Source organism: Actinomadura harenae, from assembly GCF_003696215.1.
Taxonomy (GTDB): domain Bacteria; phylum Actinomycetota; class Actinomycetes; order Streptosporangiales; family Streptosporangiaceae; genus Spirillospora; species Spirillospora harenae.
Genome location: NZ_RFFG01000106.1, coordinates 1 through 19,319, shown reverse-complemented (window position 1 = coordinate 19,319; position 19,319 = coordinate 1). Strand labels below are relative to the sequence as shown.

Sequence of the window (19,319 nt, the reverse complement as noted above, 5' to 3'; positions counted from 1 at the left end):
GTCGCACGTGTCCGTGTCTGCTTCGACACATGTGCTCGTGTCCGTGTCTGCCTGCGCGTACTCGCGGCATGTCCGTGGTAGTCGTGCGCACGCGCGCCCGCATCGCGCGCGCAAATGTCAACGCGCGAAAGCGCCATCAGGGCTAGGACGGGGTGTCGGGGGACGAGTCGGCGGACCGGTGCGCGGCCAGCGCGTCCTCGAACGTCCGGTGCAGGACGAAGATCTTGGTGAGCTGCGTGACGTGGAAGACCCGGCGGACCCGCTCGTTGACGCCCATGAACGACATGGAGCCGTCTCGTGCGCGCAGGCGGTGGTAGATGCCGACGAGCACGCCGAGTCCGGTGGAGTCCAGGAAGGTCACCTCTCCGAGGTCGACCACCAGGTGCTGCCCGCCGTTGTCGATGATGTCGAGGAGCATCTCGCGGAGGCGCGGGCTCGTGAACACGTCGATCTCGCCGCTGATCTTGACCACGGTGAGGTCCTGCACGACCCGATGCTCGACCGCGAATTCCACGACCACTCCCTGTCAGCGCTCCGATGGGTGATGGCTATACCCGGGGAACCACCGGTTATCCCGCCGGGCGTCCCCGGCGCCGCGCGGGTCGCGCGGCCGGACGATTCCCAGGTCGGGACGTCCGGGACGGCACGGTCAGGCCCGGTCAGACCGTCCGGAAGAGTGCCCAGACGACCTTGCCGAACGGCAGGGACGACCAGCCCCAGTTCGAGCTGAACGACTCCACCAGGTGGAGTCCGCGGCCCGTTTCGGCGATGTAGTCGGGCTCCTTACGCCGGGGACCGTCGGAACTGGCGTCGAAGATGCCGCACAGTAGCCAGTCCGCGCTGTGCAGGAGCCGGAGCCGGATGGCGGTGGGGGCCGAGCACAGCGGGTCGTCGGCGTCCCCGAACTCGTGGACGTCGCCGCGGTGCCCGTCCGGGCTCGTCCACCAGGAGCTGGTCCCGCCGCTGTGCCGCAGCGCGTTGGTGACCAGTTCCGAGACGACCAGGCCGACGTCGTCGCAGAGCGGGGCCAGGCCCCACTCGGTCAGCCGGGTGAGCGTGAAGTGGCGCGCGGCGGTGACCGACTCGGGGTCGGGCAGGACCGTGAAGGTGACCGTCGTCGCGCAGGAGCGGACCAGGTCGCGCAGGGCGTGGTCCAGATGCGGTGGGAGGTCTGCGGCCTCCGGAACGCTCGTCGCGGACGCGCCCGAGGGCGCGGCAGGCGGCATGGCGGAGGGCGCTGAGGACGCTGCGCGCGCGGCGGACTCGACCCTCCAGCGCGTGTCGTCGTGCGCGTGGCGTGACGTCATTCCCGGGACCCCGCAGAGTGATCTCGTTGTGCAGCCATGGCTCGGAAGTCTCGTGCGTTATCCTGCGCATCGTAGCGTGCGAATGCAAGGGCCAAATGCATCGGCTGATGCACGTGCATCTGGCGCCTGCACGCTCCAGAGCACAACGAAGCAGGTCGGAACAGGAGGTGCCCGGACGACGGATTCCAAGGTCACGACTCGAAAGGGGACCATGGTCCCCGCACCCCCCGGCGGATATCGCCGGGCGGTGGCACACTAGGTTCGCTGTCCGCCAGAACGGCCGGGAGGTTGGGCGTGGCTCCAGAGACGCCGGGTACCGGATCGACGGTCCGCCGCATCCTGCTCGGTTCACAGCTCCGTCGCCTGCGTGAGGCGAAGAGCGTGAGCCGCCAGGACGCGGGTTATGTCATCCGCGCGTCCGAGTCCAAGATCAGCCGACTGGAGCTGGGGCGGGTCAGTTTCAAGGAACGCGACGTTGAAGACCTGCTCACCCTGTACGGCGTCAACGACCAAGGCGAACGGCACTCGCTGCTGCAACTCGCCCGGGACGCCAACACGCCGGGCTGGTGGCACCGCTACACCGACGTCCTGCCGAACTGGTTCCAGACCTATGTCGGGCTGGAGGAGTCGGCGGCGCTCATCCGCACCTACGAGCTGCAGTTCGTCCCGGGGCTGCTGCAGTCGGAGGGCTACGCGCGGGCCATCATCCAGCAGGGCAACGCGGGCGCACCCGAAAGTGAGATCGAACAACGCGTGAGCCTGCGCCTGCAACGCCAGGAACGGCTCACCGCTCCGGACGCGCCCCGGCTGTGGGCCGTCCTGGACGAGAGCGCGCTGAAGCGGCCGATCGGCGGCCCCGAGGTGATGCGCGGCCAGCTCGAGCACCTCATCGAGGTGTCCAAGCTGCCGAACGTCACCATCCAGGTCATGCCGTTCCAGTTCGGCGCGCACGCCGCTGAGGGCGGCGCGTTCACCATCCTCCGGTTCCCCGAACAGGACCTTCCGGACGTGGTGTACGTGGAGAGCCTCACCGGCGCGATGTACCTCGACAAGCGCGACGACGTCGACACGTATCTCCAGGCCATGGAGCGCCTGTCGGTCGACAGTGCGACCCCGGAGCACACCGTCGAGCTTCTCGGTGATTTCCTCAGAGAGACATGATGCTCCCGACCGACGAGCCCCTGCTCCCGACCGGTGACGGTCGGCCCCACGCCGTCCCCTATCCCTACAACGGGATGCCGGCGACCAGCCTGCGCGGTGCGCGCTGGCTCAAATCGCGCCGCAGCAACTCCCAAGGCAACTGCGTCGAGATCGCGGAACTCCCCGGCGACCGTGTCGCCATGCGAAACTCGCGCCACCCGGAGGGCCCCGCCCTCATCTACACCCGTCCTGAGATCGAGGCGCTGATACTCGGCGCCAAGGACGGCGACTTCGATCACCTCATCGCACCGTCCGACAACTGAGACCGCGTCAGCGGCCCCCAGGGCCGTCCAGGGCGGCCGTGGCGACACGACCCGCCCGTTCCGCGCGGAACACGTCCGTGAACGCAGCCAAGCCGTCTCGTACGCGGCCTGGCTGCGCCCCACGCCTTCCCCGCAAGCACACACGCCGCCCGCGCGTCCGTCACGGGTCGGCTGTGCGTTCGCTGTTCGCTGCGCGCGGCCGCGCGTCCATGGCGCACTGACTCCCGCCAGGCGCTGGCAGTGCGTCCGATACGCGCTGACTCCACCAGGCGCTGGTCGTGCGTCCGGCGTGGTGCCGTGCGTTCGGACTGGTGCCGTGCCGTCGGGGTGGTGCCGTGCCGTCGGGGTGGTGCCGTGCCGTTCGGGGTGGTGACGGTCGTTGTCGTTGGTCAGCCGCAGTTGCCCCAGGGGGCGGAGGCTCCGTTGCCGCCGAAACGGACGCAGGTCTTGGGGGCCTTCGTGAAGACGGGGCCCGCGTACCACTGGAACGCGCCCGAGTCGGAGACCTGCGCGCCTCCCTGTGCCTGGATCCATACGGAGACGGCCGTCTTGGCGCCGACGCCGGTCGTCTTCATGGTGACGGCGCAGTTGTAGCCCGAGCTGTTGTAGAGCATGTAGGCCGTCCCACCGGACGCGGAGAGGGAGCGCTGCACGTAGTAGCCGCCGCCATGCCCGCCCGCGTTGCAGACCTGCTGCGGGGTGTACCGGTTGGCCGGTTCCTGCTTGGGGGAGCTGTCGGCGGGTTTCTTGCTGTCGGTGGGCTTGGGCGAGTCGTCCTTGGTGGGCGCGCCGGAGGACGGTGAGGTGCTGGGCGTCTTGGTCGGCGACTTGGACTTCTTGCCGCCGACCTTGCCCGCGGCTTCGCCCGAAGGGTTGTTACCGGTCGCTCCACCGTTCCCCTGAGCGAGGGGCTTGTCGTTCTTCCCGCCGTTGTCGGAACCCGTCAGCGCCCATGCCGACACGCCCCCGATCACGACGAGCACGGCCGCCGCTGCGAGAAGGGGGACGAGCAGCTTCCGCTGCTTGCGGTTGGACGAGCCTGGGCCGTTGCCGCCGTTCCACACGACCGGCGGGGGGCCGGGGTTCGTCCGGCCGTCCGAGCCCGGACCGCCGGGGCCAAGGGGAACACCGGGACCAGGGGGAACGCCGGGACCAGGCGGGACGGCGGGGGCCGCGCCGTTCGGCCAGGGGCCGCCCGGCTGCGTGCCGCCGCCGGTGTCGGACATCCCGTTCGGCGCTCCGGGCCCGGCCTGCCATTGGCCCGGGTTGGGCGGTGGGGTGCCGGGGTTCGAGGGGTCTGCTCCAGGCATTCCGGGTGCTGAGGGGAAAGCGGCAGCTGCCGGGAAGGGCGAAGGGCCGTTGGCGTTGCCGTTGTCCACAGGTTGGCCGGAGGGCGCGCCGGGCTGGCCGGACGCGACAGACCGGTCTCCGGGGACGGTCCATACGGGAGCGGGCGGCGCGGGCACGGGGCTGGTGCCCGCCGCGGCCCCGACCAGGCGTTCCTGCGCCTCGCGGGCGCCGGGACGGCGGGCCGGGTCCTTGTCGAGGCACGCGAGCACGATCGAGCGAAGGGGGTCGGGCAGGTCACCGAGGTCGGGATCGCCGGTCAGGATCCGGTGCATGACACCGGCCATCTCGTCGTTGCCGAACGCGGGACGGCCGGTGGCGGCGAACGCCATCGTCGTGCCCCAGGCGAACATGTCGGCGGCGGGGCCGACCGCGCCGCCGGTGAAGTGCTCCGGCGCCATGTACGCCGGAGTGCCGACGTTCTGCGTCTCGCCCGCCGCGCCGAGGGCGCGCGCGACGCCGAAGTCGATCACGCGCGGGCCGTCCGGGCCCATCATGACGTTGTGCGGCTTGAAGTCGCGGTGCACGATCCCGGCCTGGTGGATCGCCTGCAGCGCGGTCAGCGTGTTGACCGCCAGCCGCTCCAGCGCGCCCGCGGTGCGCGGCCCGTCCTCCTGGACGAGCCGCTGCAGCGACATGCCGGGGACGTACTCGCTGACGATGTAGGGGCGGTCGCCCGCGACCTCCGCGTCGAGCACCTGCGCGGTGCAGAACCGGGCGACGCGCTTGGCGACCTCGAGCTCCCGGACGAACCGGTTGCGCGCCGTCTCGTCCCCGGTGAGTCCGGTGTGGAGCAGTTTGACGGCGACGAACTCGGTGTGGTCGCGCTTGCTCCGGGCCAGGAAGACCGACCCCTGCCCGCCCTCGCCGAGCCGGCCCAGCACATCGTAGGCGCCGAGCTCACCCGGGTCTCCGGGCCTAAGGGGATGGGCGTCAGGCATCGTCCTGTCCGTCACTCGGCTTTCCCCCGTCGCAGACGTTCCAGCGGTCGTTCTGTCGGTGTGGTCAGAAAATCCTAGTTTGTCCCGCACAAGAACGTGGCCCTCGCGCGAAATCTCGCGCGAGGGCCACGGTCGGACCTGCGGTTTCTCAGGCGTTCTCGGGGGCCCTGCGGTGCGCGGGCCGGTGCGCGGCACGTCCCTCGGCGCCTGGCGGCGCCTCGGGGGCGTGGTGGCGTTCCAGCCGCGCCGCGACCGCGAGCGCCCGGAGTGAACGGGTCCGCACGGTTCTGTTCTCGTCGTTGCGAGCCTTGGGGATGCTGCTCTGCATGGTGATCTCCTTCGAGTCGCGGAGGGGTCACCCGCCGTGCGGGATCTTGTACGCGATAGTTGCAACCGCAAGATCCACGGGGCTATTCCTGCCGAGCGGCCGCTTCGTCAAAAAACTTTCGCGGCGCTAAGCAGATCAGGCTGACCATGCCTCGAGCATCCCCTGGTGGCGGCCGTCCGTGGGCGGTTTTGGGCGGTTTGGCCGGATCCGGCAGGATGCGGTGTGCCGACCGGGTCGGGCCGAACGTGATCGTCCGCCCGACCGTCCAACCCGGGACACCGGACGAAGGAGAGCCGTGGAGCCGAACGCGGAACCGTTGCAGCTCGCCGATCCCCGCCTGATCGGCGGCCTCACCCTGACCGGCCGCCTCGGCTCGCACGGCGCGGGCACCGTCTTCCTCGGCGAGGACCACCGGCGGCGGCAGGTCGTCGTCGGCGTCCTGTACCCGACCGCCGCCGCCGACCCCGGCGTGCGCGCCCGCCTGGCCTCCGCCGTCGGCGCGTACTCGGAGGACCACGAGGTCGCGGGGTCCTCCACGAACTTCCCGCCGATCTGGGTGGCCCTCCCGTCCGACGGCGGCGGGATGCGGGACGTCCTCGGGATGATGGACGCCGCCGCGCTGTCCGCCGACGACCCGACCCCCGCGAACGTGCCCGCCTTCGCTCCGCCCTGGTCGGCCGAGCCGCACACCCCCGCCCCGGCCCCCGCCCCGGCCCACGTGCCGCCGCCGAGTGCTCCGCGCGGCATGCCCGTGGCCGTCCCGATCATGGCCTTCGCCGCCCTGATCCTCATCGGGGTCGGCGCGGTGCTCGTCTTCGTGAGCGGCAAGTCCGGCAGGCACACCGCGTCCGGCTCCCACACGCTTCCCGCCCCGATCACGCGGAGCGACACGCCCGGCCCGTCCCCGACGTCCTCGGACACCGCCGAACCGCCGGGCGACGACAAGGCCCATGTGGAGGGCCCGGTGTTCGGCGGCGGCGACAAGCCCTACCTCATGAAGCTGAGCGGCTTCCCGTTCGACTTCAACGTCCCGGACGGATGGGGCTGCATACGCAGCGACAAACCGCCGTTCTCCAACCGCTGGGTCTGCGCCCACGAGGGCAAGGGCTTCCCGCCGACCGGCGGCACCAGCGCGGGCGGCCTCGTCGCCCTCCAGTCCTGCCCGTCCGGCTGCGGCCCCACCCAGCGCGAGGCCGCCCGCAACGCCATGGCCGTCACCGCCAAGGACTGGCGCGCCACCGATCCCACCACGCAGTACGCCGAGGAGACCGGCACCAACAGCGCCCAGCAGAACGTCGTCCGCGTCGCCATGAGCCACGTCTTCGCGTCCCGCCCGGGCGGCCCCGTCGACACCGCCGTCGCCGTCCAGCTCACCGGCCCCCCGGACGAGAAGGGCGACATGCAGAAGGTCGTCAACGACATCCGCCACCGCGCCGCCTGACCCCGGGAGGTCAGAGGTAGAGGCCGGGGGCGGTGGCCGGGGTGGGGAGGGTGGTGGGGAGGTCTTCGGGGCGGAGGACGGCGGGGTCGGGGGTCGTCGTGGTGGTGAGGCGGACGGACTGGGTGGCGACGGCGGCGTCGAGGAGGTTGCGGATGAAGCGGCCGTTGCCGAAGGACGGGCCCCTCGGGACGGTGGTCAGGAGGGCGCGGAGGGTCTCGCGGACGCCGTCCGCGAGGGTGAGGCCGTCGTCGGCGGCGAGGGCCTCGAAGATCTGGACGAGTTCGGAGTCGGTGTAGTCGGGGAAGCGGAGGCGCTTGGGGAAGCGGGACTCCAGGCCGGGGTTGGCGGCGAGGAAGGACGTCATCTCGCGTTCGTAGCCGGCGGTGATGACGAGCAGGTCGCCGCGGTACTCCTCCATGAGCTTGACGAGGGTCGCGACGGCCTCGGCGCCGTAGGCGTCGGAGCCGAGGGCGTAGGCCTCGTCGATGAACAGGACGCCGCCGAGGGCCTGTTCGACGGCGGCCTTGACGCGCGGGGCGGTCTGGCCGAGGTAGCCGCCGACCAGGTCGCCGCGGGAGACCTCGACGAGGTGCCCGGAGGAGAGCAGGCCGAGGTCGGCGTGGACGGCGGCGACGAGGCGGGCGACGGTGGTCTTGGCGGTGCCGGGGCCGCCGCTGAAGACCATGTGGCGGGTGGGCCGGACGGCGGGGTGTCCGGCGGCGCGGCGGAGTTCGGCGCTGCGGGCCTCGGCGGCGAGGCGGTGCACCTCGGTCTTGACGTCGCGGAGGCCGACCAGGGCGTCGAGGGTGCCGAGCGGGTCGGCGACGACCGCGCGGGACGCGCCGGTGAGCGAGTCGGGGATGTCGGCGGGCAGCAGTTCGGCGAGGCGCTCGGCGGACGGGCGCTTCAGCGACGTGACGCGGCGGGCCTGGAGGGCCTGGGCGCGTTCGCACAGGTTGCGCATGAGGCGGGCGTTGCCGAAGGAGCGTCCGCGGGGCGCGCGGCGGAGCAGGTCGGCGACCTTCGCGGACGCCTCGTCCGTCAGGGCCAGCCCGGACAGGGCGGACATGCGGGAGAAGATCTCGACGAGTTCGTCGTCGGTGAAGTCGGGGAACCGGACGGTCACCGGGAACCGGGAGGCCAGGCCCGGGTCGGACGCGACGAACCGCTGCATCTCGCGTTCGTAGCCCGCGGCGATGACGACGAGGTCGTCGCGGTGGTCCTCCATCATCTTGACCAGCTCGGCGACGGCCTCGGGCCCGTAGTCCTCCGACAGGTCGGACTGGGCGAGCGCGTAGGCCTCGTCGATGAACAGGACGCCGCCGACCGCGCGCCGGACGACCTCGCGCGTCTTCACGGCCGTCTCGCCGAGGTACTGGCCGACGAGCTGGGCGCGGGACACCTCGACCAGGTGCCCGGACGAGAGGATGCCGAGGTCCTTGTAGAGGCGGGCGAGGAGCCGCGCGACCTCGGTCTTGCCGGTGCCGGGGTTGCCGGTGAACAGCATGTGGCGGGACGGGGCGCCCGCGGGCAGCCCGGCGTCGCGGCGCAGCCGGGCCGCGTTCGCCCCGGCCACCATGAGCTCGATCTCCTTCTTGACCGGCGCGAGGCCGACCAGCGCGTCCAGTTCGACGTGCGGGTCGGACGCGGTGCCGGCGGCGTCGAAGCGGGCCGGGACGTCGGCGCGCCGGACGACCAGGTCGTCGCCGGGCGCGGTGCGGGCGCGGACGTCGGCGACGACGACGTCCGCGAGGCGCTGGGCGAGCCGGGCGTTGCGCAGGTTCCGGACGGCGGGGGTGCGGGCGAGCAGGTCGCCGGCGGCGGCGAGGGCGCGCTTGTGGGCGCGGGCGCCGCGCGCGGCGAGGGCGCGGGAGAACAGCTCGGAGAAGGCGTCCGGGGAGAACGGGCGGGTGTGGACGACCTCGAAGCGCAGCGACAGCGCCGGGTTGACCTCGCGGATCCGCTCGTCGCCGCCCGGTTCGCACAGCGCGACGACGTGCAGGTCGTCGTGGACGTCGAGGGCGCGGTGCAGTTCCTCGACGATGGCCTCGCCGCTGCGCGGGTCGCGGGACATGTCGTCCAGGCCGTCGATCACCATGAGGCGGGAGCCGGCGGACTCGCGCGCGTCGTTGTACAGGTGCGTGGTGGCGGCCGAGACCTCCTTGCCGGCGAAGAAGTCGTCCGCGAGCCACAGGGGGGACGCGGTGACGCCCCGGTCGAGCAGGAGGCGGGCGACGTGCTGGGCGGCGTCCCGCTTGCCGGTGCCGTCCGGGCCGACGAGCATGAGCCGGACGGGGTCGTCGCCCTCGGCGATCCGGGAGAGCGCGGCGACGACGTCCGGCTGCCCGACCAGGTCGGAGCCGACCTCGGCGGACGGTTTCGGGCGGCGTGAGCGCGGCGTGCCCTTCCCGACGGACGAGGCGAGCGGGTTCACGACCCGGCGGCGCGGCCGGAACAGCCTCCGCAGGTCGTACTGGAACTGGCTGACGGGGATCGACTGCGGGTCGGGGATGTCGCAGTCGGCGGGCAGGCCCTGCACGGATCCGGTGAACCGGACGGCCATGTCGAGCCAGCCGCGGCAGGCGTCGGCCTCGCCCGCGCCGAGCGCCCGCGCGAGCCACGCCCGCACGCCGTCGCTCCACTCGGACGCGTCGAACCCGGCGTCCCGGACGTGGGCGAACCGTTCGAGCAGCTCGCCGTAGGAGCCCTCGCCGAGCACGGCGGACAGTTCGGCGGGGACCTCCCGGAGCCCGCCCTGGAGGAGCAGGTGGACGTAGAGGTCCTGGACGGGCTCCTCGCGCGGCGCTGCGGCGCGCAGGTGCTCGTGCGCGGGGGTGAGCCCGGCGCAGATCCACTCCAGGTAGCCGATCGGCCCGGCGAGCTCGGGCAGCGCGGCGATGACGTCGTCGGACGCGTGGTCCATCCACGCCTGGCGCTGGTCGACGAGGTGGTCGGTGATGTCCAGGTCGGGGGGCGGGTCGGCGAGGAGTTCGGCGAGGGCCCGCCGCCGGGGCTCCAGGGGCTCGATCCCGGCCAGGACGTCCAGGGACTCGCGGGCCAGGGTGAGGGCGAGCTCCTTGTCCCCGCTGTCGCCGAGCCACTCCAGCGGACGGAAGTTCCCGCTGGTCACGATCCACGCGGGGAAGTCGAGGAGCAGTTCGCGGGGCTCGCGGTGGTACTTGCCGAAGAACTGGTACTGGAGCCGCGAGTGTGATCCGGTGCACACGGCCGAGCCGCCGCCGAGGAACTCCAGGGCGAGGACGAGGTCGCCGAGGACGAGCGGGGACGGCGCGGTCAGCAGCTCCAGGTCGTCGGTGGTGAGGTCCTTGCAGCGGGGGTCGTTGACCAGGGTCTCGACCCGGTCGCGGATCTCGGTGAACAGGCCGTCCGGCACGCGCCAGGGGCCGTGGGCCCAGTAGTCGCAGACCGGTTCATCGGTGACCAGCAGCTCCAGATGCTCCGGCAGCGCCACGCAAGACCCCCTCGCCAACAAACCCGGCGTAAAGGTTAGGCCGTCTCCGGGACAACTGTGGCCACGTTCACTCGTCCGTCCGCACGGCGTAACCGCCGAGTGAGGGTTCGAGGAGCGCGAACGCCTCCGACGCGGCGTCGGACAGGGCGGTGGCGATCTCCTCGGGGGACCGGTCGGCGACGGTCCGGCGGAGGGCCTCGTCGAACAGGATGCGGTGGACGCCTCCGAACTGGGCCGCCGCGAGCCGGGCCACGAGCCCGGGCGCGGCCCCTGCGATCTCGTCGGTCGCCTCGGCCAGGGCTTCGGCGAGGGCGTTCTCGCGTTCCTCGTGGAGTTCGCGGACGCGGGCGGCCAGCGTGGGGCTCTCGGTGATCATCCGAGCGAACGGCGCGCCGCTGAACCCGGCGACGGCCTCGCGCCGGTCCACGGCGTCCAGGTAGGCGCGGTGGAGGGCGGCGAGCGCGGACTCGCCGGGGGTGCGGCCGCGGACGGTCGCGGCGGGCCCGGCGACGAACTCCTCGTGGATGTCGAGGGCCAGGTCCTCCTTGCGCGGAAAGTAGTTGGTGACGGTCATCTTCGCGACACCCGCCGCCTCGGCGATCTCGGCGATCGTGACCGCCTCGAAGCCGCGTTCCAGGAACAGGCGGGTGGCGGTGTGCGAGATCGCGAGCCTGGTCTCGCGCTTCTTCCGGGCGCGCAGGCCCTCGGTCCGAGCGGTCATGCGCAGATTCTAGGACGGACCTAAGAATCATTCGGGAACGGCCGCCGCGAACCCGTGGGATCACCATCCCGTCACATCTCCATGTCCGGTTCGCCTTGATGTCGGACTTGCGTTGAGTTGTGGTGCCAGAGTGGACGACGACCGGGTGCGACGCCCGGACGGTTCATGGACTGGAGTGGCGGGATGGAGACCAGGCGGCTCCGGCGGCTTATGGCCGCGGCGGCGCTGGCGACGACGGTGGTCACGGCCGGGACGGCGGCGGCCGCTCCCGCGGAGGGAGGTGTGGGGTCCCTGCCCGCGGGAGCGGGGAGCGGAACGCTCGCGGCTTCGTCGCCGTTCCCTTGGACCGCTCCCATGCCCGACCGGCTCGGGAGCCCCCTGACCCTCCAGGCGGCCGGGCGTCCGGCCCCGGCCGGGCAGGACGGCGTCCCGCAGATCCCGACGGTCGGCGAGCCCACGGCGTCCGCGCTCGACCACGCCAAGCTCCAGGCCACCCTGGACGCCGCCCACGAGGCCGGGATGTACGGCCTGAACTCGGCCGTCCAGGACGGCGGAACGGCATGGCGGGGCGCGTCCGGCGTCGCCGACACCGCGTCCGGGCGGCCCGTCCGGACCGACATGCGGCAGCGCGTCGGCGGCATCACCGAGACGTTCGTCGCGACGGCCGTCCTCCAGCAGGTCGACCAGGGGCGCGTCCACCTGGACGACCCGATCGGCGGCTACCTCCCGGACGTCGTCCCCGGGCCGCGCGGGCGGGAGATCACCGTGCGGATGCTGCTCGGCCACACCAGCGGCATCGGCGACTACCTGTCCGCCGCGTTCCCGTCGCTGTCGGACCCGTCCGCCGAGAGCCTCGACGCGTACCGGAACCGGCGCCTGAGCCCGCGGCGGCTCGTCGAGTGGGGGCTGGGCGCCAAGCCGACCGGCGACCCCGGGCAGAACTGGAGCCACTCCGGCACCGACTACGTGATCCTCGGGCTGCTGCTGGAGAAGATCACCGGGGAGAGGGCCGCCGACTACATCACCGCGTCGGTGATCCGCCGCGCCGGGCTCCGCGACACCTACTTCCCCGGCGACGACGTGGGGATCCACGGTCCGCACCCGAAGATGTACGAGTCGCTGTTCGGCGCCCTGGACCAGCCGCGCGACTACAGCGACTACAACATGAGCTGGTCGTCCACGGAGGGCTCGCTGATCTCCACCCCGGGCGACCTGAACCACTTCTACCGTGACCTGCTCACCGGGCGGCTGACCAGCCGGAACTCGCTGGCCGAGATGCGCAAGACGGTTCCGGTGAAGGACGCGAACGGCCAGACCGTCCTCGACTACGGCCTCGGCATCTACGCCCTGAACCTGCCCTGCGGGCGGTTCTGGGGGCACGACGGCTCGGTCTGGGGCGCGGCGACCCAGTCGCTGACCGGCCAGGACGGCGGGCGGCAGCTCACGGTCGCGATGAACCGCACCGGGTTCCAGCGGCTCGACGGCCAGGGCGTCCCGATCACCGGGCCGATCGACAACGCGCTCGGCGCGCACGTCCTGCAGGCGCTGTGCGGACCGTCCGACGCGTCGTCGGCGACCTCGGCCGCGACGACCCGTTTCCTTCCGCTGACCTTCGTCACGCCGCCGTTCTGACCGGGAGAGGACCATCGAATTGGACGAGTTGACGCGTGGCGTGGGGCGCACGGCGCTCGGCGTGGCCCGGATACGGGCCGCCGAGCACCGGCGGGAGGACCGGATCTTCGCCGACCCCTACGCCGAGGCGTTCGCGGCGGCCGGGCCGCCCGCCGTGCCGGGCACGGGCGGGGCGGGGCGGGACCTGATGGTCCTCCAGGTGATCATCCGCACCCGGTTCTTCGACGACCGCATGCTCGCCGCCGCAGCGTCCGGGATCCGGCAGGTGGTCGTGCTGGCGGCCGGGCTCGACACACGCGCGTTCCGGCTGGACTGGCCGGACGGCGTGCGGTTCTTCGAGGTCGACCTTCCCGGCGTGCTCGCCTTCAAGGAGGCGACGCTCGCGGACGCCGAGCCGCGCTGCGAGCGGACCGTCGTCCCCGCCGACCTGCGGGAGGACTGGTCGGGGCGGCTCCGGGACGCGGGGTTCGACCCGTCCCTGCCGACGGCGTGGCTGATCGAGGGCCTGCTGATCTACCTCTCCGCCGACGACGCCGCGTCCCTGATGGACGGCGTCACCGCCCTGTCCGCGCCGGGCAGCCGCCTCGCGAGCGAGGACGGCGCGGGCACCGCGTGGCTGATCGACCTCGCGCGGACGCATCCGGAGCAGTTCCCGGCCGGTCGCCTGTGGAAGGGCGGGCTGGGTGAGGCGTACGCGTCCTGGATGGAGGAGCACGGCTGGCGCGTCGCGTGCCACGGCCTCAGCGACGCCGCGGCGTCCTACGGCAGGGTGACCCCCAGGGACATGCGCCGCGGTTTCCTCACGGCCGAACGCCCGAGCTGACGAGCGGAAAGGCGGGCGGCCCGGGCGTCCGGGCCGCCCGCCGCTCGCGGGGTCACCTGCGGAGGCCGCGCAGCAGGTCGCGGGTCTCGGCGCGGCGGTCGCGGGCGATCAGGGCGAAGACCACGCCGAGCGCCAGCGGGAACGCGGCCCAGCCGGGGACGAGCCACACGACCTGCGTGATCGCGGCGCCGATCATCAGCCCGACGAGGCCGGTCGCGGCGAGCCCGGCGAGCCGGGGGACGACCAGCCCGATCGCGCCCGCGGCCTCCACGGCGCCGGTGACGTAGCGGAACCACTGCCCGGCGCCGATCTTGGCGAACGTCTCGACCGCGTCCTTCTGCCCGGCGAACTTCGGCATCGCCGACGCGATCAGCAGGAACGCGGCGATGAGGATCTGGAAGCCCCACAGGATCGTCCGGCGGCGGGAGCGGGTGGTGGCGGCGGTGCTGGTGGTGGCGGTGGCGGTGGTCATGGCGGGTGTCCTTCCGGTTCGTTTCGCGTCTCGTCAGTGCGTCGATCGGCCACCGCCCGGATCGACACGCCCCGGAAGTTTTTTCTAGGAGAGTTCCGCGGCCCGCTTCTCCAGGACGGCCCGCTCGGCTTCGTTGCGGGTCAGGGCGGCCGCGCGGGCGAACTCGCGGGCCGCGTCCGGACGCTCGCCGAGCCGCGCGAGCAGGTCGCCACGGACGCTCGGCAGCAGGTGGTAGTTCGTCAGGGACGGCTCGTCCGCCAGCGCGTCGAGGACGTCCAGGCCGCGTCGCGGGCCGAACGCCATGCCGAGGGCGAACGCCCGGTTCACCTGGACGACCGGGGACGGTTCCGCGCGCACGAGGAGTTCGTACAGTCCGGAGATCTGCTCCCAGTCGGTCTCCTCGGCGGACGCGGCCTGCGCGTGGCAGGCGGCGATCGCGGCCTGGAGAACGTACGGGCCGGGCGGGGCGCCGATCTCCTGCGCGCGCAGGAGGGCCTCGAAGCCGCGTGAGATGAGAAGCCGGTCCCAGAGGCCGCGGTCTTGTTCGGGCAGCGGGACGGGCGCGCCGTCCTTGCCGACTCGTGCGCGCGTGCGGGACGCCTGGATCTCCATGAGCGCGACGAGGCCCTGCACTTCCGGTTCGCGTGGGGCGAGCTCGGCGAGGAGGCGTCCGAGGCGGAGCGCTTCTTGGCAGAGGTCCACGCGAAGCCATTCGGACCCGGCGGTCGCGACGTATCCCTCGTTGAAGACCAGGTAGACGACCTCGAGCACCGAGTCGAGCCGTGCCGCGCGCTCCGGGCCCTGCGGCGCCTCGAACGGCACGCCGGACGCGCTCAGCGTCCGTTTCGCCCGGACGATCCGCTGCGCGACGGTCGCCTCGGGGACGAGGAACGCGCGCGCGATCTCGTCCGTGCTCAGCCCGCCGAGCATCCGCAGTGTCAGCGCGACCCGCGCCTGCCGCGACAGCACCGGGTGGCAGGCCGTGAAGACGAGGCGCAGCAGGTCGTCGGCGATCTCGTCCGGCTCGGGCATCTCGGTCGCGGCCTCAAGGGCCTGCCCGACCTCCTCGACCTTCCGCGCGAACGTCCGCTCGCGCCGGATCCGGTCGATCCCGCGCCGCTTGGCGACCGACATCAGCCATGCGCCCGGATTGTCCGGGACGCCCTGGGCGGGCCACTGCTCCAGGGCCGCGACCAGCGCGTCCTGCGCGAGCTCCTCGGCCAGTCCGACATCGTTGACCAGCCGCGCGAGCCCCGCGATGATCCGCGGCGCCTCCAGCCGCCAGACCGCGTCGATCGTCCGGTTCACATCCCTCACGCGCCCGATAACAGCACTTCGGCGCGGGAAACGGCAACACGCCCGCCGCGCGGTCGCGCGAGCGGGCGTGCAGGTCACCGGGCCTCCGGACCAGGTGGGCGGCTGGGAGGCCGGTCATGGCGCGTGGCCCTGAACGGTCACTGGCCGGGCATGTCCTCCGGGCCGAACACGCGCTGGATCGTGCCGCGGCCGTCGCCGATGATGGCCCAGAAGCGGCGGGAGAGCTCGATGGCCTCCTCCTCGGTCCGGGTCTCGATGAGCGCGAAGCCGACCACGAACTCCTTGGACTCGCTGAACGGGCCGTCCACGACCTCGGCCCGGCCGTCCTTGGCGACGACGTGGGTCGCGCGCGGGTCGAGTCCGCCGGTCGCCAGCAGCGCGCCGGACCGGCTCATCTCGGCGATGAAGGCGCCCATCTCCGCCTGGAGCCCGTCGTCCACCGGGCCCTGCCGGGTACCGTCGTCGACCGTCATCATGAGGAACCGCATCGTGCTCTCCTTCGCTCCGGGTGTCGCTTCACCTAGGCGTCGATCGAGGGACGGCCGGTTCGACATGACCCGGGAAGTTTTTTCAGGAAATCATGGAGTACGCCCTGACCTGCGGAAAAGGGCGAGTCCGCCCCAGAGGGCGACGACGGTCAGCCCCACGGTGACGGCGAGACCGGTCAGGACCGTCGTGTCCGCGTACTCGCCGAGGTACAGGTGCCGCATGGCGTCGACGGTGTAGCGGAACGGGACGGCCCGGGACACCCCGTCCAGCCAGCCGGGCGCGAGCGTCATCGGCAGCAGCAGGCCCGCGAGCAGCATCATCGGCAGGACGGTCGTGTTGGCGATCGCGGCGAACTCGGGCGTGGTCTTGACGTTCATCGCCAGGCCGTACGACAGCAGGGCGAGCGCGGCCGACAGCAGGCCGACGAACACGAACCCGAGCAGGACGCCCGCGACCGGCGCCCGGAGCCCGAACGCGAGGCCGAGCAGGACGAGCAGCGCGGACTGGACGACGAGCTGGACGACGTCCCGCAGCGTCCGGCCGAGCAGCGGCGCGGCGGGGTGCAGGGGCGTGACCCGCATCCGGTCGATCACGCCGACGTGCCGTTCGACCAGGATCCCCATCCCGACGAACATGCCGCCGAGCAGTGACAGCTGGACGAGCAGCCCCGGCACGAACGCCTGCCAGGACGAGCCGCCCGTCCGCAGGTCGACCTTGGCCAGCAGCGGTCCCATCAGGGCGAGGAACAGCAGCGGCTGGAGCATCCCGAAGGTCAGCGCGGTCTTGGACCGCAGGGTCTGCCGCATCGAGCGGCCGAAGATCACACCGGTGTCGGCGAGGAGACGGTTCATGGCAGGGGTCCTAGACGGTGGCGGGCGTGTCGGTGGCGCGCCCGGTGATGGCGAGGAAGGCGTCCTGGAGGGTGGCGGCGCCGTGCCGGTCCTTGAGGCCGGCCGGGGTGCCCTCGGCGACGACCTCTCCGGCGTCCACGACGACGAGGCGGTCGGCGAGCGCGTCGGCCTCGTCCAGGTAGTGCGTGGTGAGCAGGACGGTCGTGCCGTGGTCGTGGCGGACGCGCCGGACCAGGTCCCACAGGTCGGCGCGGCTGCCGGGGTCGAGGCCGGTGGTCGGCTCGTCCAGGAACAGCACCTCGGGGTGGTTCACCAGGCCGAGGGCGATCTCCAGGCGGCGGCGCTGCCCGCCGGACAGGGCGGCGGTCGGCCGCTCGAGCAGGTCCTCCAGGTCGAGGTCGGCGGCGAGCTCGGCGGCGCGGACGCGGGACGCGGCGCGGGAGAGCCGGTGCATCCGGCCCTGCGTCACGAGCTCCTCGCCGACGGGGCAGTTCGGGTCGAGGCCGCCGGACTGGGCGACGTAGCCGATCCGGGCGCGGACGGCGCCGGGGTCGGCGAGCAGGTCGTGGCTGGCGACGACGGCCCGTCCGCCGGACGGGGGCAGCAGCGTGGCGAGCATGCGGACGGTCGTGGTCTTACCGGCGCCGTTCGGGCCGAGGACGCCGAGGATCTCGCCGCGCTCGGCCGCCAGGTCGATGCCGCGGACCGCGTGGACGGGACCGGACCGCAGCCGGAACGTGCGGCTCAGCCCGTGGACGTCGAGGACGGGTGGGGTCATGCCCCGCATGAAAGCACAACGGATGCGAAAAATACAATCGATTGAAAGTTTCGCATGCCGTGTAAGGTGGGGCGCGTGACGGAGAGCCTGCGTGAGCGGAAGAAGCGCGCGACCCGGCGGCACCTGGCCGAGGTCGCGACCAAGCTGTTCGTCGAACGAGGCTTCGAGGCGGTCACGATGGCCGAGATCGCCGAGGCCGCGGACCTGTCGGTGAAGACCGTCTACAACTACTTCGTGGCCAAGGAGGACCTCGTCCTCCCGCAAGGGGAGACGGCGTCCGCCGACCGGCTCGCCGCGTTCGTCCGCGACCGCGCGCCGGGGGAGTCGGCGGCCCGGGCCGTCCTGCGGAACCTGCGCGAGGAGCTGCGCCGCCGCGACCGCAGCGTCGGGCTGACCCTCGGCTACGGCCGGTTCATGCGGATGGTGCGGGAGTCGCCGACGCTCCTCGCCCGCTTCGACCGGCTCGGCTCGGACATGCGCGCCGCGCTGACGGCCGAGCTGGCCGCGGCGTCCGGCGCGTCCCCGGACGACCCGGTGCCCCGGCTCGTGGCCGCGCAGATCGCCTGGACGCAGGAGACGATGTTCGTCGAGATCGCCGAGCGCACCGCGCGCGACGAGCCGCCCGGCGAGATCGCCGCCGCCATGCTCGACCTGCTGGACGCCATGGAGCCGCTGCTCGGCGACCGCGTCCTCGCCTACGCCACCCGCCCCCGAGAGGACGAACCGAAGTGAACAGGTTCCGCGTGTCCATCCGCGGCAAGTTCGGCGACCTGGACGACGCGGCGCGCACCGCGCTCGCCGGAGGCGACCCGTTCGGCGTCGCCTTCACCGAGCGCGGCACGTTCACCTGCGACGGCTCGTTCTCCGTCTTCACCTTCCGCGTCGAGATCCCGGCGGGACCGGACGACGACGAGGACGACGCGGGCCTCGCCGCCCTGGCCGCCCTCGACGCCCACGGCCACCCCTACGAGGTCCTGAAGACGGCCGTCACGGACATGCGCGACATCAAGATCCGCCGCAAGCGCTGAGACCCCAGGCCGCACGGTCACGCGCCGCATGCTCACCCGCGGCGGGTGGTCGCCAGGGCCAGGGCGACGGCCGCGGCCGCGGCCGCGCAGAGCACGCCCGGGATCAGCAGCGCGACCGAGGGGTTCGTGGACGCGAAGGCGCCCGCGACGGCCACGCCGAGCGTCGCGCCGCTCTGCCGGACGGCGTTGAGCAGCCCGCCCGCCGCCCCGGCGCCGCCGTCCGGGGCGGCTCCCATGACGGCGGCGGCCAGGGACGGCAGCGCCAGCGCGACGCCGCACCCGGTGAGCAGCAGACCGGCCGTGAGGACGTGGGCCGCGAGCAGCGCGGCGCCGGCCGTCAGCAGGACCGTGCCGCCGAGCAGTGCCGGACGCGGGCCGAAGCGCGCGACGAGCCGTCCGGTGACGGGCGGGCCGAGGACGAACGGGACGGTCATCGGCAGCATCGCCAGCCCGGTCGCGACCGGCCCGCGGTGCAGCGTCAGCGGCAGGACGAACAGGTCGCCGGTGAGCGCGAAGTTGACCGCCGCGCCGACGCCGAGCCCGAGCAGCACGCCCCGGTTCCGCAGCAGCGCCCCGTCCACCACGGGCTCCGCCGATCCGCGCTCCAGCCGGACGAGGACGGCGACGGCGGCCACGGCGGCGGCGCCGGAGAGCGCGGCGTGCGGCCAGGCGCGCGCGCCCGCCGCGATCAGCGCGTCCGTGGCGAGGCCGAGGGAGGCGATGACCGCGAGCTGCGAGCGGACGTTGATCCGCCGGGTCCCGCGCGGGCAGCGGACCGCCGCGCCCGCCGTCAGCGCCAGCACCGCGAGCGCGATCGGGGCGTTCACCACGAAGACCGCGCGCCAGCCCGCCGCGCCGACGAGCAGGCCGCCGAGCACCGGGCCCGCCGCGACCGCGCTGCCGCTGATG

General features: G+C 72.9%; 19 protein-coding genes. 7 read left to right on the top strand and 12 right to left on the bottom strand.

Annotated elements, in window-relative coordinates; translation table 11 throughout:
- Nucleotides 1-142: 142 nt before the first annotated feature.
- Both EBO15_RS35830 and EBO15_RS35825 read right to left on the bottom strand, forming a co-directional pair.
- Nucleotides 143-514: an STAS domain-containing protein gene (locus EBO15_RS35830; protein ID WP_122198923.1), complete on the bottom strand. Its 372-nt coding sequence runs from the start codon at nt 512-514 to the stop codon at nt 143-145.
- Nucleotides 515-659: 145 nt separating this feature from the next.
- Nucleotides 660-1,307 carry an ATP-binding protein gene (locus tag EBO15_RS35825; protein WP_233616666.1) on the bottom strand — a complete coding sequence of 216 codons (648 nt, stop codon included), beginning with the start codon at nt 1,305-1,307 and terminating at the stop codon, nt 660-662.
- A 339-nt stretch (nt 1,308-1,646) separates the two neighbouring features.
- On the opposite strand from EBO15_RS35825, the gene EBO15_RS35820 reads away from it, so the two are divergent.
- Complete coding sequence (locus tag EBO15_RS35820) at nt 1,647-2,468, top strand: helix-turn-helix domain-containing protein (RefSeq protein ID WP_122198921.1); 822 nt, start codon at nt 1,647-1,649, stop codon at nt 2,466-2,468.
- A gap of 74 nt (nt 2,469-2,542) precedes the next feature.
- A complete protein-coding gene (locus tag EBO15_RS35815) occupies nt 2,543-2,770 on the top strand; it encodes a DUF397 domain-containing protein (RefSeq protein WP_122198920.1) in 228 nt (75 codons plus the stop codon).
- A 389-nt stretch (nt 2,771-3,159) separates the two neighbouring features.
- Here EBO15_RS35815 and EBO15_RS45520 read toward each other — a convergent pair whose 3' ends face one another.
- A complete protein-coding gene (locus EBO15_RS45520) occupies nt 3,160-5,058 on the bottom strand; it encodes a serine/threonine-protein kinase (RefSeq protein WP_199745010.1) in 1,899 nt (632 codons plus the stop codon).
- Nucleotides 5,059-5,206: 148 nt separating this feature from the next.
- Nucleotides 5,207-5,386 (bottom strand): hypothetical protein, encoded by a 180-nt coding sequence (locus EBO15_RS35805; protein ID WP_122198912.1) that lies wholly within the window; start codon nt 5,384-5,386, stop codon nt 5,207-5,209.
- Nucleotides 5,387-5,681: 295 nt separating this feature from the next.
- Between EBO15_RS35805 and EBO15_RS35800 the strand changes: the two genes are divergently transcribed.
- Nucleotides 5,682-6,827: a hypothetical protein gene (locus EBO15_RS35800; RefSeq protein WP_122198911.1), complete on the top strand. Its 1,146-nt coding sequence runs from the start codon at nt 5,682-5,684 to the stop codon at nt 6,825-6,827.
- 10 nt (nt 6,828-6,837) lie between these two features.
- On the opposite strand, the gene EBO15_RS46925 is transcribed toward EBO15_RS35800, so the two are convergent.
- Complete coding sequence (locus EBO15_RS46925; protein WP_122198910.1) at nt 6,838-10,299, bottom strand: AAA family ATPase; 3,462 nt, start codon at nt 10,297-10,299, stop codon at nt 6,838-6,840.
- Between the two features lie 67 nt (nt 10,300-10,366).
- On the bottom strand, nt 10,367-11,020 hold the full coding sequence (locus EBO15_RS35790) for a TetR/AcrR family transcriptional regulator (RefSeq protein ID WP_122198909.1): 654 nt from the start codon (nt 11,018-11,020) through the stop codon (nt 10,367-10,369).
- A gap of 354 nt (nt 11,021-11,374) precedes the next feature.
- Here EBO15_RS35790 and EBO15_RS35785 point away from each other — a divergent pair, with 354 nt between their 5' ends.
- Together EBO15_RS35785 and EBO15_RS35780 are read left to right on the top strand one after the other, a co-directional pair.
- Nucleotides 11,375-12,652 (top strand): serine hydrolase domain-containing protein, encoded by a 1,278-nt coding sequence (locus EBO15_RS35785; RefSeq protein WP_122198919.1) that lies wholly within the window; start codon nt 11,375-11,377, stop codon nt 12,650-12,652.
- Nucleotides 12,653-12,671: 19 nt separating this feature from the next.
- On the top strand, nt 12,672-13,475 hold the full coding sequence (locus tag EBO15_RS35780; protein WP_233616664.1) for an SAM-dependent methyltransferase: 804 nt from the start codon (nt 12,672-12,674) through the stop codon (nt 13,473-13,475).
- Between the two features lie 52 nt (nt 13,476-13,527).
- Here the strand turns inward: EBO15_RS35780 and EBO15_RS35775 are convergent, their stop codons facing one another.
- The 5 genes from EBO15_RS35775 to EBO15_RS35755 form a co-directional block, all read right to left on the bottom strand.
- On the bottom strand, nt 13,528-13,947 hold the full coding sequence (locus EBO15_RS35775) for a DoxX family protein (RefSeq protein WP_122198907.1): 420 nt from the start codon (nt 13,945-13,947) through the stop codon (nt 13,528-13,530).
- Between the two features lie 84 nt (nt 13,948-14,031).
- On the bottom strand, nt 14,032-15,264 hold the full coding sequence (locus EBO15_RS35770; protein WP_122198906.1) for an RNA polymerase sigma factor: 1,233 nt from the start codon (nt 15,262-15,264) through the stop codon (nt 14,032-14,034).
- Nucleotides 15,265-15,401: 137 nt separating this feature from the next.
- Nucleotides 15,402-15,752, bottom strand: coding sequence for a YciI family protein (locus EBO15_RS35765; protein ID WP_122198905.1), 351 nt, complete (start codon nt 15,750-15,752; stop codon nt 15,402-15,404).
- A gap of 90 nt (nt 15,753-15,842) precedes the next feature.
- The gene (locus tag EBO15_RS35760) at nt 15,843-16,604 is read right to left on the bottom strand and encodes an ABC transporter permease (RefSeq protein ID WP_122198904.1); all 762 of its coding nucleotides are present in this window, start codon (nt 16,602-16,604) and stop codon (nt 15,843-15,845) included.
- Nucleotides 16,605-16,614: 10 nt separating this feature from the next.
- Entirely contained in the window at nt 16,615-17,382 is a 768-nt protein-coding gene (locus tag EBO15_RS35755) for an ABC transporter ATP-binding protein (RefSeq protein WP_122198903.1), read from the bottom strand.
- 75 nt (nt 17,383-17,457) lie between these two features.
- On the opposite strand from EBO15_RS35755, the gene EBO15_RS35750 reads away from it, so the two are divergent.
- Both EBO15_RS35750 and EBO15_RS35745 read left to right on the top strand, forming a co-directional pair.
- The gene (locus tag EBO15_RS35750) at nt 17,458-18,114 is read left to right on the top strand and encodes a TetR/AcrR family transcriptional regulator (protein WP_122198902.1); all 657 of its coding nucleotides are present in this window, start codon (nt 17,458-17,460) and stop codon (nt 18,112-18,114) included.
- Entirely contained in the window at nt 18,111-18,410 is a 300-nt protein-coding gene (locus tag EBO15_RS35745) for a DUF6204 family protein (protein ID WP_233616663.1), read from the top strand. The genes EBO15_RS35750 and EBO15_RS35745 overlap by 4 nt, the downstream gene beginning before the upstream one ends.
- 32 nt (nt 18,411-18,442) lie before the next feature.
- On the opposite strand, the gene EBO15_RS35740 is transcribed toward EBO15_RS35745, so the two are convergent.
- Nucleotides 18,443-19,319: MFS transporter (locus EBO15_RS35740; RefSeq protein WP_122198901.1), on the bottom strand; the 877-nt coding region annotated here is incomplete at its 5' end.

Bases quoted from the DNA above. Each gene is read 5' to 3' on its own strand.
- EBO15_RS35825 (WP_233616666.1), bottom strand. From the start codon at position 1,307: ATGACGTCACGCCACGCGCACGACGACACGCGCTGGAGGGTCGAGTCC.
- EBO15_RS35815 (WP_122198920.1), top strand. From the start codon at position 2,543: ATGCCGGCGACCAGCCTGCGCGGTGCGCGCTGGCTCAAATCGCGCCGC.
- EBO15_RS45520 (WP_199745010.1), bottom strand. From the start codon at position 5,058: ATGCCTGACGCCCATCCCCTTAGGCCCGGAGACCCGGGTGAGCTCGGC.
- EBO15_RS35805 (WP_122198912.1), bottom strand. From the start codon at position 5,386: ATGCAGAGCAGCATCCCCAAGGCTCGCAACGACGAGAACAGAACCGTG.
- EBO15_RS35790 (WP_122198909.1), bottom strand. From the start codon at position 11,020: ATGACCGCTCGGACCGAGGGCCTGCGCGCCCGGAAGAAGCGCGAGACC.
- EBO15_RS35785 (WP_122198919.1), top strand. From the start codon at position 11,375: ATGCCCGACCGGCTCGGGAGCCCCCTGACCCTCCAGGCGGCCGGGCGT.
- EBO15_RS35775 (WP_122198907.1), bottom strand. From the start codon at position 13,947: ATGACCACCGCCACCGCCACCACCAGCACCGCCGCCACCACCCGCTCC.
- EBO15_RS35765 (WP_122198905.1), bottom strand. From the start codon at position 15,752: ATGCGGTTCCTCATGATGACGGTCGACGACGGTACCCGGCAGGGCCCG.
- EBO15_RS35760 (WP_122198904.1), bottom strand. From the start codon at position 16,604: ATGAACCGTCTCCTCGCCGACACCGGTGTGATCTTCGGCCGCTCGATG.
- EBO15_RS35755 (WP_122198903.1), bottom strand. From the start codon at position 17,382: ATGACCCCACCCGTCCTCGACGTCCACGGGCTGAGCCGCACGTTCCGG.